The organism is Streptomyces sp. 147326, assembly GCF_045000215.1.
In the GTDB taxonomy this organism is placed as follows: Bacteria; Actinomycetota; Actinomycetes; order Streptomycetales; family Streptomycetaceae; genus Streptomyces.
Map to the genome: position 1 here is coordinate 7,172,866 of NZ_CP134201.1, position 12,908 is coordinate 7,185,773.

The 12,908-nt window shown below is 74.8% G+C and carries 8 protein-coding genes; 7 read left to right on the forward strand and 1 reads right to left on the reverse strand.

Annotated elements, in window-relative coordinates; translation table 11 throughout:
* Window positions 1-99 precede the first annotated feature (99 nt).
* The 3 genes from RIU97_RS32995 (at window position 100) to RIU97_RS33005 (ending at window position 7,504) form a co-directional block, all read left to right on the forward strand.
* The gene (locus tag RIU97_RS32995; RefSeq protein WP_404961181.1) at window positions 100-1,605 is read left to right on the forward strand and encodes a hypothetical protein; all 1,506 of its coding nucleotides are present in this window, start codon (window positions 100-102) and stop codon (window positions 1,603-1,605) included.
* 193 nt (window positions 1,606-1,798) lie between these two features.
* Window positions 1,799-2,698, forward strand: a complete 900-nt coding sequence (locus tag RIU97_RS33000) for a hypothetical protein (RefSeq protein WP_404961182.1) — start codon at window positions 1,799-1,801, stop codon at window positions 2,696-2,698.
* Between the two features lie 54 nt (window positions 2,699-2,752).
* Window positions 2,753-7,504, forward strand: coding sequence for a hypothetical protein (locus RIU97_RS33005; protein WP_404961183.1), 4,752 nt, complete (start codon window positions 2,753-2,755; stop codon window positions 7,502-7,504).
* 173 nt (window positions 7,505-7,677) lie between these two features.
* On the opposite strand, the gene RIU97_RS33010 is transcribed toward RIU97_RS33005, so the two are convergent.
* Window positions 7,678-8,127 (reverse strand): hypothetical protein, encoded by a 450-nt coding sequence (locus tag RIU97_RS33010; protein WP_404961184.1) that lies wholly within the window; start codon window positions 8,125-8,127, stop codon window positions 7,678-7,680.
* A 386-nt stretch (window positions 8,128-8,513) separates the two neighbouring features.
* Here RIU97_RS33010 and RIU97_RS33015 point away from each other — a divergent pair, with 386 nt between their 5' ends.
* From RIU97_RS33015 to RIU97_RS33030, 4 genes are read left to right on the forward strand one after another with little or no spacing between them, the layout of a single operon-like run.
* Window positions 8,514-11,336, forward strand: a complete 2,823-nt coding sequence (locus tag RIU97_RS33015) for a nitrate- and nitrite sensing domain-containing protein (RefSeq protein WP_404961185.1) — start codon at window positions 8,514-8,516, stop codon at window positions 11,334-11,336.
* Window positions 11,333-11,770, forward strand: a complete 438-nt coding sequence (locus tag RIU97_RS33020) for a roadblock/LC7 domain-containing protein (RefSeq protein ID WP_030016314.1) — start codon at window positions 11,333-11,335, stop codon at window positions 11,768-11,770. The genes RIU97_RS33015 and RIU97_RS33020 overlap by 4 nt, the downstream gene beginning before the upstream one ends.
* 10 nt (window positions 11,771-11,780) lie before the next feature.
* Window positions 11,781-12,245, forward strand: a complete 465-nt coding sequence (locus tag RIU97_RS33025) for a DUF742 domain-containing protein (protein ID WP_319734258.1) — start codon at window positions 11,781-11,783, stop codon at window positions 12,243-12,245.
* The gene (locus RIU97_RS33030) at window positions 12,226-12,852 is read left to right on the forward strand and encodes an ATP/GTP-binding protein (RefSeq protein ID WP_030706636.1); all 627 of its coding nucleotides are present in this window, start codon (window positions 12,226-12,228) and stop codon (window positions 12,850-12,852) included. The genes RIU97_RS33025 and RIU97_RS33030 overlap by 20 nt, the downstream gene beginning before the upstream one ends.
* Window positions 12,853-12,908: the final 56 nt, after the last annotated feature.

The window sequence follows — 12,908 nt, forward strand, 5'->3', positions numbered from 1 at the left end:
GGCTGAGCGTAGAGCAGGCGTCCGGCGGTTCGGCCGGGGACGATCCGGCCGAACCATGCCGTTTGGGATGTTGTCAGTAACAGCGCCTAGTCTTTGTCCGTGACTCTCCCAGCCCCGGCGAAGACCCTCCCGTCCCCGGCGCCGGGCCCGGCCGCCGACGAGGGCCTGGCCCGGCGGCTGCGCGCCCTCGCCTGCACCGCCCCGCTGCACGACCTCGACGTACGCAAGGCCAATCTGGCCGGCGAGTACGGGGTCTACGCGATGGCGGAGGTGGCGCTGGCCGCGATCGACCTGATCACGCTCAACATGGACTTCGACACGGGCGCCGACCACGAGCAGATAGTGGCCAGGCTGCTGCCGCGCGTCGCGGCCCAGGCCCCGTCCCGCCCGGCGGCCGAGCACGAGCGGGTGGCCCGCTGGGTGCTGGAGAACCTGATCAACGTCGGCAGCGTCGACCGCGGCTTCCGCGCGATCTACGGCACCTTCGGCCCCGACGGGGTCTACGTCCGCCGGGACTACGACTTCAAGCTGATCGAAGAGGTCCCGGGCTACGGCGGCGCCGTCTACCTGCGCACCACCGACGAGGCCGTCAACGTCCTGGTCGGCGCCCTCGACACCGACGTCACCAGCGCCCAGATCGCCGCCGAGGTCAAGCTCGAGGTGCTGATCAGCCGCGGGCGGCTGGCGGACGCCCAGCTGGCCGCAGAGCAGGCCCGCTACCGGACGGTCCAGTACGCCGAGACCCTGCGCCGCACGCTGGACGCGACCCGGCGCAACGTCCGGGCGGTGGACTGGCTGCAGGCCGTGCCCGACATGATCGCCGAGGCCCTCGACCACGTCGCCGACCGCTACCGCCACGAGAACGCGATCCTGACCAACATCCGCAAGGCGCGCGACGAGGCCGAGGAGCCGGAGAGCAAGCGCCGCGCCGCCGAGCTCGTCGACATCGTCAAGGACTGCATCCGCCGCCACACCCAGCTCCAGTCCCGGCTGCTGGACGCGGGCCCGCTGTTCCGTGCCGAGCAGGACCGCCAGGCCTTCGCCGCTCCGGCGCCGCGCTCCGGCATCGACCTGTACGGCCAGCTCGTGGCCCCGCTCCTGCCTCTGCCCCTGGAGCAGGCGAGCCGGGTGACCGACGCCTTCTTCGCCTCCGGCGCGGGGCTGCGCACGCCGGTCTCGGTGCGCGTGACCGACCTGGTCGAGATCCTGCTCACCCCTCCCGTGGAGCGCGAGCACCTCGGCGCGGAGATGCCCGAACCGGACCTCATCGCCACCCCGGACGACAGCCGCTTCAGCGAGGAGCAGCTCGCCGCCGCGATGCAGCTCCTGGACCTCCCGCACGACGCCCCGCGGCGGCTGTCGGGGCTCCTCGCGGAGGCCCGGCGCAGCGATGCGGACCTGCCGTACCTGGTGGCCCTGCTGGCCGTCCACGCGGCGAGCCCGGCCGTCGGCACGGCGTACCGGCAGGGTGAGGAGCGGCTGCTCTTCGCGGTGGACGACGGCACGCAGCTCGACGACCCCGAGTTCGGCGGCGCCGACCTCATCGTCGGCACCGCCCTCCTCGACGCCGCCGGCATGGCCGCCGACCGCGCGGAGGCGTCATGACCGCCGTCGCCTTTGCCTGGCCCACCGCAGCCTTGCCGGCTCCCGATCCAGCCCCGCCGAGGCTGGATGTGGCGGAGCCACCGGCCGGACGCCCGCGCGTCGCGAACCACGCCGGCGAGGCCGAATCCCGAGTGCGGCTCCGCCGCGCGCTCCGTACCGCCCGAACCACCCGCACCGCCGAGGAGACCCACCCGTGAGCGACCACCACGCCGAGCACCCCGCGTGGAGCGAGCCCGCGGCTCCCGCCACCCCCGTCGCGGCCGCGAACCCGGCGGTGACCCCCGCCGACGCCGCCGACGCGGCCCGGCTCGTCGCCTTCGGGCTGCAGCCCAAGCTGCTGCCAGCCCGTGACGCCGAGTACGCCGAGCTGCTCCGCCGCTACCGCGAGGACCCCGGTTTCGGCCGCCTCGCCGACGCCGTCGCCACCGGCCTCGGCCTGGTCGTCCTGGAGGTGTCCCCGCGCGCCGGCATGGCCGTGGCCGCCGGCGAGGACTCCGTCTTCGCCGTCCGGATGGGCGACTACGCCCGCCGCACCGCCGCCGACTCCGCCGACCGGTTCCTGCACGGGCTGGCGCACCTCGCCGTCGCCGCCCTCGCCTTCCCCCGCCCCGAGGACCTCGCCGACGACGGCTACATCGGCCGCATCACCGTCAACGGCGTCGACTCCTTCGTCCGGCAGACCTGCCGCCGCCTGGAGGAACGCGCCGAGGAGCTCGGCGAGAACACCGACCCGGCCACCGACGCCCCCGGCCTGGAGGCCGCCTGGCGCGTCTACGCCCGCCGCAGCGCGACCGGCGCCACCAAGGACGCCCGCCGCCTGGCCGGCTCCACCACCGGCATCGTCGGCAAGGCCGCCGCCTTCCTCACCGATTCCGGTTTCCTGCAGCGCACCGGCGACGAGTCCGGCGGCACGTACCGCACCACCCCCCGCTACCAGCTCCAGGTCCGCGACATGGCGGGCAGTGCGGCCATGGCCGAACTCCTGGAACTCGGCGTGGTCGCCGTCACCGACGGCTCCGCCACCCTCCTGCCGCCGCCCGAGGGCGACGACCTGGACCTGGCCGCCGACGCCGGGCTCCCGTTCCACGCCTGAGCCACCCGTCCTCCGTACGCCCTGAGTCACCAGACACCACGAGAGTCCGACGCCATGTACGAGCTGTCCCGGATCCGCCTCTACTCCATCGGGCCCGCCGGCGCGCGCTACGCCGACACCGTGCTCGACCTGCGCGGAGTCGGCGAGCCGGTGCCCCACCCGGCGCCGGCCCAGGCGGAGTTCTTCGAGGACGAGCCCACCGGCCCGCCGCGCCGGCCCGCGCCCGCCGGCGTGCTGTTCCTGGAGAACGGCGGCGGCAAGTCCGTCCTCCTGAAGCTGATCTTCTCCGTGATGCTGCCCGGCCACCGCAACACCCTCGGCGGCGCGAGCTCCGGCGTCCTGCGCAAGTTCCTGCTCGCCGACGACTGCGGCCACGTGGCCCTGGAGTGGCAGCACACCCAGACCGGCGAGTGCGTGGTCGTCGGCAAGGTCAGCGAATGGCGCGGCCGCCAGGTCTCCAACGACCCCCGCAAGTTCGCCGAGGCCTGGTACTCCTTCCGCCCCGGCCCGGGCCTCGGCCTGGACAACCTGCCCGTCGCCGAGGCCACCGCCGTGCGCGCGCCCGTCGAAGGCGCCTCCGGCGCCCAGGGCCGCCGCCGCACCATGAAGGGCTTCCGCGACGCCCTCACCGAGGCCGGCAAGGCCTACCCGCACCTCGAGGTGTACTTCGAGGAGATCCACGACCGCTGGAACGAGCACCTCACCGAACTCGGCCTCGACCCCGAACTCTTCCGCTACCAGCGCGAGATGAACGCCGACGAGGGCGAGGCGGCCGGCCTCTTCGCGGTGAAGAAGGACTCCGACTTCACCGACCTCCTGCTGCGCGCCGTCACCGACACCCGCGACACCGACGGCCTCGCCGACCTCGTCCACGGCTTCGGCAACAAGCTCGGCCGCCGCGCCGAGCTCATGGCCGAACGCGACTTCACCGCCGGCTCGGTGGACCTGCTGACCAAGATCGTCGAGGCTGCCGGGACCCGCTCCCGGCTCCGCGACGTCCACGCGGGCGCGGAGCGCCGTACGCGTACCCTCGCCCGGCGGCTGTCCGCCCGCGCCGCCGAGGAACGCGGCCGCGCCGCCGAGCTCGCCCAGCAGGTCACCGGCGCCGCCCACCAGGTCACCGCCGCCGACTCCGCCCGCGCCCGCAGCGCCGCCGTCTCCGCCGAACTCGCCTACCGGCACGCCTCGCTGGCCCTGACCGTCGCCGACAAGGCCGCCGCCGCCCAGCGCCGCGAACTCCTCGAAGCCCGCACGCTGCACTCCGCGTGGCAGGCCGCCGAGATCGTGCTCCGCCACCGCGCCGCCGCCGACCGCTCCGTCCGCGTCGCCGCCGCGATCCGCGAGGCCGAGCGGGACGCCGCCCCCGCCCTGGCCGCACGCGCCACGGCCGCCGGCGAGCTCGTACGGGCCCTGCACACCGCCGCCGAGCACGGCGAACGGCTCGCCAACGAGGAGGAGGAGCGTTCCGCCGCCCTCCAGGCCACCGGCGAGGACTCCCACCGCGACGCCACCGCCGCCGCCACGGCCGCCCAGCGGGCCCGCAGCGAGGCCGAGCACCTCCGCTCGCGCCTCGCCGAGGTCCAGCAGGAGACCGCCGAGGCCGTCCGCGCCGGCTGGCTCGACGACTCCGCACCCGACGCCGACCCGGCGCGCGCGGCCCTCGCCGCCACCGACGCCGAGAAGACCGCCGTGGCTGCCTGGGACGAGGCCCGGGATGCCGCCCGCGCCGCCGCCGAAGCCGCCCGCGAGGCCGCCGCCAACGAATCCCGCGCCGAGCTCACCGCCGCCCGTGCGGCTGACGCCGCCGAGGCGGCCGAGGCCGCCCACGACGCCGAGCACCGGGCCGCGGCCTCCCTCGCCGAATCGCCCCGACTGGCCGAGCTCCTGGGGCTCCCGTCGGTGCCCGCCTCCTTCCTGCCCCACCCGCGCACGCAGAGCGGTGCATCCGGCGCCTTCGCGGGATCCGGCGCGCAGGCCGCCCAGAGCGCCCAGGCGGCGTCGGCCGGGGCCGCGCACGGCTCCGGCGGACACGGCCCGGCCCAGGCGGGGCCCGCCGGCCGCCCCGAAGCGGCCGGAGCCGGCGGGCTCACCGTCGCCGACCTCGACCGGAACGCCGACGACCTCCGCCAGCTCCTCACCGACGGAGTCACCTCGGCGGAACGCCAGCTGTTCGAGCTGCGCACCGCCGCCGCCGACGACTCCCGCATCCTCGGCGCGCTCGGCGACGGCGGCCTGCTGCCGCCCGGTCCCGACGTCCTCGCCACGGTCGAGTACCTCGGCGAGCACGGCATCCCGGCCCTTCCCGGCTGGCGCTACCTCGCCCAGTCCGTGGACCCCGCCGACCACGCCGCCGTCCTCGCCGCCCGCCCCGAACTCGTCGACGGCGTCGTCATCACCGACCCCGACACCCACAGCCGGGCCCGCGAGGTCCTCTCCGGCGCGGCCCTGCTGCCCCGCTCCACGGTCGCCGTCGGCACTGCGGCCGCCCTGCTGGCGCCCGTACCGCCCGCGGCCGACACCGACACCGCCGTGTTCCTCGTCCCGCCGAACCCGGCCATGCACGACGAGCACGCTGCCGACGAGGAGCGCCAGGCCCTGCGCACCCGGGCCGGCGCCCGCGACACCGAGATCCGCGAACTCGCGGCCCGTCTCTCCGGTGACCGCGAACTCGCCGCCCGCCTCGCCTCCTGGCGCACCGGCTGCCCGCCCGGCCGCCTCACCGAACTCGCCGAACAGGCCGCGGCCGCCCGGGCGTTCGCCGAGGAGACCGACGCCGAGCTCGCGGAGGCCCGTACCGTACGCGCCGAGGCCGACGAGGCCGCCGCCGACGCCGCCCGCGTCCGCGAGGAGCGCCAGGACACCGCCCAGCGAGCCCGCCGCGTCGCCGACGCCCTCGCCGGCCTCGCCTTCCGCCTGCGCGAGCGGGCCGGCTGGCAGGCCAGGCTCCGCGAACTCGCCGACGAGGCCGCCGAGTCCGAGGCCCGCGCCGAGGTCTGCCTGGACCGGGCCCGCGCCGCCGACGAGGACCGCCGCGCCGCCCAGCGCGCGGCCGACGACGCCCGCCGCACCGCCCGCGCCCTGCGCGCCGAGCGCGCCGAGATCGCCGGCGCCCCCGACCAGCTGCCCGACGGGGACGCGGCCGGCCCGCGGGTGCCCCTCCCGGACCTCCGCGAGGCCTACCGCGCGGCCTCCCAGCTCTACGAGAAGGTGGGCGTCGGCGCCGACCTGCGCGCCGAACAGGCCCGCGCCGAGAGCGACGAGAGCGCCGCCCTCGCCGAACTCGACCGCCTCACCAACAAGGTCCGTACCCGCGCCGCCCAGCTCCTCGAAGGCACCGACGGCGCCGACGGCCCCTCCCGGCAGGCCGCCGCCGCCCGCGCCGAGTCCCTCGTGCAGATGCTGGAGACCCGCGCGTCCACGGCCAGTGAGCAGCTCGGCCGGCTGCGCGGCGAGGCCGAGCGGCACGCCCCCGCCGAGGGCGAGGCCCACACCGAACTGCCCGAGGAACTGGTCCCCGAGGACGTCGAACAGGCCCAGGCCCTGCTCCGTACGGCCACCGCCCAGCTCGCCGCCCACACCGCGGCCGTGGAGAGCGCCCGCGCCGCCCACGCGGACCTGCTGCGCGCCCACCGCACCGCCGAGGAAGGCGCCGGCGGCTTCGACGAGACCGCGGCCCTGCTGCGCGACCTCCTGCGCGACCACGCGCACGCCGAGGACGAGCAGGAGCCGGTGCCCCACCCGGGCACCCTGGAGGAGGCCCGACAGTCGGCCACCGAGGTCCGCCGCTCCCTGCGCGGCTGCGCGGCCGACCTCTCGGCCGCCGAGTCGGCGCTGCGCGAGGCGAGCGACATCCTGGTCCGGCACGCCAACGCCACCCGCTACGAGCAGGTACGCACCCCCGCGCGCCAGCAGATCCGGGAACTGCCCGCCGCGGCGCTGCCCGAGCACGCGGCGGCCTGGGCGGCGGCCTTCGCCCCCCGCCTGCGCGTCCTCACCGACGAACTGGCGCAGCTGGAGCGCAACCGCGACAGCATCGTCGACCGCCTGCGCGGCCTCGTCGAATCGGCCCTGGCCACGCTCCGCTCCGCGCAGCGCCTCTCCCAGCTGCCGGAGGGCCTGGGCGAATGGTCGGGCCAGGAGTTCCTGCGGATCCGCTTCGAGGAGCCGGACCAGGCCACGCTCACGGAACGGCTCGGCGAGGTCATCGACGAGGCCACCCGCGCGGCCGTGAAGAAGAACAGCACCGCCTCCTTCGGCGAGGGCCGCCGCGACGGCATGTCCCTGCTGCTGAGGGGCGTCCAGGCGGCCCTCGAGCCCAAGGGCATCTCCGTGGAGATCCTCAAGCCGGACGCGGTGCTGCGCGCCGAACGCGTCCCCGTCGGCCAGATGGGCGACGTCTTCTCCGGCGGGCAGCTGCTCACCGCCGCGATCGCCCTCTACTGCACGATGGCGGCGCTGCGCAGCAACGACCGCGGCCGCGACAAGCACCGCCACGCGGGCACGCTGTTCCTCGACAACCCGATCGGCCGCGCGAACGCCACGTACCTGCTGGAGCTCCAGCGGGCCGTCTCCGACGCTCTCGGCGTCCAGCTGCTCTACACGACGGGCCTGTTCGACACCACGGCCCTCGCCGAGTTCCCGCTGGTGATCCGGCTGCGCAACGACGCGGACCTGCGGGCGGGCCTGAAGTACATCAGCGTCGAGGAACACCTGCGCCCGGGCCTGCCGCAGCAGTCCCCGGAGGAGGAGACCATCCACGGCGAGATCACCGCCACCCGCATGTTCCGCCGCAGCGGCGTCTCCTGACGCCCGCCGCCCTTCCCGACGCGTGCCTCGCGCCGCTCGGCGCCGGGCGCCTCACGGGCTTCGGCCCGCTGCGCCGGACCCCGTCCGCCGGAGGGCGGGCGGCAGCCGCGCCCGGCAGTGAGGCCGGCCGGCCCCGCCGTGCCCGCCGCAGGCGAGCAGGGGCCGGTCCGCCGTCAGGGGGACGTGGAGCCGCCGAAGGCCGTCAGGGGGCCGTCGTCCCGGGGTATTCGGCCCGGAGCGGCCTCGCGCGCGGCCCGGGCGGCCCTGCGGGCCTCACGGCGGCGGCTGCGCGCCGTACTGCTCGGCTCCGAGAGGACCCCGTACCGCTGGTTCCACGTCTGCCGGGTGATCCACACGTCCAGCACGCCCCACGTGGCCACGACGGTCCCCGCTATCGCGCCGAGCGCCATCGGCAGGGCCAGCCAGGAGCCGGTCAGGGTCAGGAAGAACGTGATCGCCGCCTGGGTGAGGGTCACGGCGACGATCAGCACCGCCCGCACCGCGGAAGTCCGTACCGGATCGGGCATCCGGCGCCGGCGGGCCGGCTCCTCCACCCACAGCCCCCGTCCCGCCGCTCCGGCGTACGCGCCCGCACCCGCCCCGCCGCGCTCGTCACTGCTCATGGTCCGCTCACTCCCCACGCCGCGGTCCGCCATGCCTACCCACCACGTCTACCCCCGACGTGGCCCTCGAACAGACAGACGTCCGGCGGTACCGAGAGATTCCCGGATCGCGGATGCCTCCACGCGCCCCGATGATCGCGGAACGAACAATTCCAGCCATCCATCAGGTTGCAGGAACTGACGCCCCACCAAGTGTCATCTGCCACATATCGGGCCGCTCTTGACCGGAAGTGTCGGACAACTGGTGATCTTCGTCCGGGGGTCCGGCCGAAAACGTCCGGACACGCCTTCGAACCTGCTCCAGAGCAGTAGTAGGCTCACGCCGTTTAAATGACGGAACACCGACCCCCGGTAACGGGGTTGACCTGGGGGAGGCTGGGGAGGCCATGCGCTTTCGCGGAAAGTCCATCCGCCGGAAGATCGTGGCGTTGCTCCTTGTGCCGCTCGTCTCCCTGACCGCGCTCTGGGGCTTCGCCACGGTCATCACCGGCCGGCAGGCGATCCAACTCTTCGACGTGGCCTACGTGATCGACAAGGTCGGCTACCCCGTCGAGGACGTCGTCCGCGTCATCCAGAAGGAACGGCGCCAGACCCTCGTCGTCCTCGGCGACCCGCGGGCCGCCACGGCCACCGCCGAACTCACCAAGCGCCGCGCCGAAACCGACGAGGCCGTCGAGCGCATCAGCGTCAGCGCACGCGACCCCAAGGTCATCGACGAGCTGAGCTCGCAGAGCGCCCAGCGCCTGCGCTCCATCGTCGGCGCCTTCCAGGGCATCGGTGCCATGCGCCGCTCCGTCGACCAGAACGCCTTGGACCCCACCCAGGCCCTGGAGCTCTACAACCGGCTGGTCGACCCCTGCTACGACTTCCTCATGAACCTCCACGGCCTGGACAACGTGGAGGTCGACAAGGAGGGCCGCGCCCTCGTCGGCATCAGCCGCGCCCGTGAGCTGCTCTCCCGCGAGGACGCCGTCGTCGCCTCCGCCCTCGCCGCGCGCAACGTCACCGCACCCGACGTGCGCCACGTCTCCGACTACGCCGCCAACCGCTCGCTGCTCTACGAGTTCAACCTCGTGACCCTTCCCGCCGGCGACCGGGAACTCTTCGAGCAGTACTGGAAGGACCCTCAGACCAAGCCCCTGCGCGATGCCGAAGAACGGTTCATCGCGGGCGGCGCGGTCAACAAGCCGCGCAGCGTCACCCCCGCCCAGTGGGACGAGGCCGCCGCCAAGGCCCTCGAAGACCTGGCAGCCATGAACACGGCCGCGGGCGACCGCTACCAGCAGCGCATCGAACCCGTCGCCATGGACGTCATGATCCAGGCCGCCGCCGCCGGTGTGCTCGGCTTCATCGCCCTCATCGTGTCCCTGGTGCTCTCCGTCCGCATCGGCCGCGACCTCGTCCGCGACCTGTCCCGGCTGCGCAAGGAGGCCCACGAGGCCTCCGGCGTCCGGCTGCCCAGCGTGATGCGCCGCCTCGCCGCCGGCGAGCCGGTGGACGTGGAGACCGAGGCGCCCCACCTCGAATACGAGAAGGACGAGGTCGGCCAGGTCGGCCAGGCCCTCAACACCCTCCAGCGCGCCGCGGTCGAGGCCGCCGTCAAGCAGGCCGACCTGCGGCGCGGTGTCTCCGAGGTGTTCGTCAACCTGGCCCGCCGCAACCAGGTGCTGCTGCACCGCCAGCTGACGCTCCTCGACACCATGGAACGCCGTACCGAGGACACCGAGGAGCTCGCCGACCTCTTCCGCCTCGACCACATGACCACCCGCATGCGCCGCCACGCCGAGGGCCTGGTGATCCTCTCCGGCGCCGCGCCCTCCCGCCAGTGGCGCAAGCCCGTCCAGCTGATGGACGTCGTACGGGCCGCCGTCGCCGAGGTCGAGGACTACGAGCGAATAGAGGTGCGCCGCCTCACGCGCCTGGGCATCGTCGGCCCCGCCGTCGCCGACATCACCCACCTCATCGCCGAACTCCTGGAGAACGCCACGGTGTTCTCCCCGCCGCACACCGCCGTCCAGGTGCACGGCGAGCGCGTGGCCAACGGCTTCACCCTGGAGATCCACGACCGCGGCCTCGGCATGACCCCGGAGGCACTGCTCGACGCGAACCTCCGGCTCGCCGAGACCCCCGAGTTCGAACTCTCCGACACCGACCGCCTCGGCCTGTTCGTCGTCAGCCGCCTCGCGCAGCGCCACAGCGTCAAGGTCGTCCTCCAGCCCAGCCCGTACGGGGGCACCACCGCGGTGGTCTTCCTCCCCGTGGCCCTGCTCACCGAGGCCCCCGAGACCAACGGCAACGGCGTGCGCCTCGACGGCGCCCGGGCGGTCGCCAAGCCCGTACGGGCCGCCTCGCCCGCGAAGGCCGGCCACGCCGGCCGGACGACGTCCGAGCGGCCCGCGCCCGCCGCCGTGGAGCGCGCCCCGTCCGGCCGCCCGCTGCCCGCCGCCGAACTGCGCGGCCCGGTCGAGCTGGAGGCCCCGCTCGTGGGCCGCGGCCTGGACCCGCTGGACGGACTCGACGACCCCGCAGTCCTGGACGACGCCACCGCCGCAATCACGGGCCGCCCCGGCGCCGTCGGCCGCCCCGTCATGGCCACCCTCGACGACGAGACCCCGCCGAACGGCACCCCGCGCAGCGCCCTGCTGGGCCTGCGCCCGGCGGACCGGCCGCACACCGACCGGCACGCCGAGCGCAACGGCGCCCGCAAGAACGACCGCGACCGCGAATCGCTCACCCCCACCGGCCCCGTCCGGCTGGAGACCCAGCGCGTGGAGGCCTCACGACCGGACGCCCCCCGCACCCAGGGAGCCGTACCGCTGCCGCGCCGCCGCCCCGCCCCGACGCTGGTCGCCGATCACGGCCGCCGGGTGGAACGCCCGGTGTCGGTGGTCCCGCAGCCCACCCCCGCCCCGGCGGCCGGATCCGGTGACACGGACCCCGCACCCGGCCCGGGCACCGGCGGGCTGCCCCGCCGGGTCCGCCAGGCCAGCCTGGCACCCCAGCTCAAGAAGAGCCCGTCCGCCGCACCCGCCGAAGCCGCCACTGACCAGGCGGCCGACCGCGACGCGGAAGACGTACGTACGCGCATGTCCGCACTCCAGCGTGGCTGGACGGCGGGCCGCAACCAGCACGCACCGCAGCCCGGGACCGAGGCAGGCACATCCGCCGCCGACGGTCCCGGATACGAGAACGAAGGGGACGGTCGATGACCGCACCGCAGACCGGCAACGACACCAGGGGCCGCGGCTCCGGCCCGCTCAACTGGCTCCTCGACGAGCTCGTCGACCGGGTCGGCTCCATCCGCAAGGCGGTGGTCCTCTCCGGCGACGGCCTGCCCACCGGCAGCTCCAAGGACCTGACCCGCGAGGACAGCGAGCACCTGGCGGCCGTGGCCTCCGGTTTCCACAGCCTGGCCAAGGGCGTCGGCCGGCACTTCGACTCCGGCCGGGTCCGCCAGACCGTGGTCGAACTCGACGAGGCCTTCCTCTTCGTCATGGCCGCGGGCGACGGCAGCTGCCTGGCCGTGCTGGCCGACGCGGACTCCGACGTCGGGCAGGTCGCGTACGAGATGACGCTGATGGTCAAGCGAGTGGGCGACCACCTGGCGACCGCCCCGCGCACCGGGCTGCCAGCCGGAGGGTGAGTCGTACGGCATGAGCGATTCAGGCCAGGACCACTCCACCGACACCGACATCGCCGCCGGAATCGGCTTCCCCGTCGACCCTTCGGCCGACGGCCCCGACCACGCGCACTGGTTCGACGACGACGCGGGTCCCGTCGTACGCCCGTACGCCATGACCCGCGGCCGGACCAGCCATGCGGGTCAGCACCGCCTCGACCTGATCGCGCTCGTCGTCGCCGAAGCGGCGGCCGACGATCCGGTCTGGGACATGACCCTCTCCCCGGAACACGCCCACATCCTCGGGCTGTGCCGGGGCCGGCCGCAGTCGGTCGCCGAACTCGCGGCCGACCTCGACCTCGCGGTCGGGGTCGTACGCGTCCTCATCGGCGACCTGGTCGACGAGGAACTGGTCCATGTGACCAGGCCGGTACCACCGGCCGAACTGCCCGATGAATCCATTCTGCGTGAGGTGATCGATGGCCTTCGGGCGCTTTAGCCGCACCGGTGCCATGCACGCGGTGTCGCCGGTCGAACCGCTGACCTTGAAGATCCTGGTCGCGGGCGGCTTCGGGGTGGGCAAGACCACCCTGGTGAGTGCGGTGAGCGAGATCAGACCGCTGCGGACCGAGGAGCGGCTCTCCGAGCCGGGCGTCGGTGTCGACGACACCGGGGGAGTGGAGGGCAAGAGCACCACGACCGTGGCCATGGACTTCGGGCGCATCACGCTCCGCGAGGACCTGGTGCTGTACCTGTTCGGCACGCCCGGACAGGACCGCTTCTGGTTCCTGTGGGACGAGCTGGCCCAGGGCGCGCTCGGCGCCGTGGTCCTCGCCGACACCCGCCGCCTCGCCGACTGCTTCGCGGCCGTCGACTACTTCGAACGGCGCGGGATCCCGTTCGTGGTCGCCGTCAACTGCTTCGACGGCGCCGACCGGCACCCCGTGGTGACCGTACGGACGGCACTCGACCTCGACCCCGGGGTACCCGTGCTGCTCTGCGACGCACGGGACCGGGAATCCGTGAAGGACGTGCTGGTGGGGGTCGTGGAACACGCGATGTCCCTGGCGCGCGAGCGGCGCCGGAGCCTGTCCGCGGGGGCCTGACGGGCGGCCGGCGTGGCGCCCGTACCAGGGGCCCGGCGCCGGCGTCCGTACGACGG

Excerpts from the sequence above, each read along its gene's own strand:
- RIU97_RS33015 (WP_404961185.1), top strand. The coding sequence starts at position 8,514 with ATGCGCTTTCGCGGAAAGTCCATCCGCCGGAAGATCGTGGCGTTGCTC.
- RIU97_RS33025 (WP_319734258.1), top strand. The coding sequence starts at position 11,781 with ATGAGCGATTCAGGCCAGGACCACTCCACCGACACCGACATCGCCGCC.
- RIU97_RS33020 (WP_030016314.1), top strand. The coding sequence starts at position 11,333 with ATGACCGCACCGCAGACCGGCAACGACACCAGGGGCCGCGGCTCCGGC.
- RIU97_RS33030 (WP_030706636.1), top strand. The coding sequence starts at position 12,226 with ATGGCCTTCGGGCGCTTTAGCCGCACCGGTGCCATGCACGCGGTGTCG.
- RIU97_RS33010 (WP_404961184.1), bottom strand. The coding sequence starts at position 8,127 with ATGAGCAGTGACGAGCGCGGCGGGGCGGGTGCGGGCGCGTACGCCGGA.
- RIU97_RS33005 (WP_404961183.1), top strand. The coding sequence starts at position 2,753 with ATGTACGAGCTGTCCCGGATCCGCCTCTACTCCATCGGGCCCGCCGGC.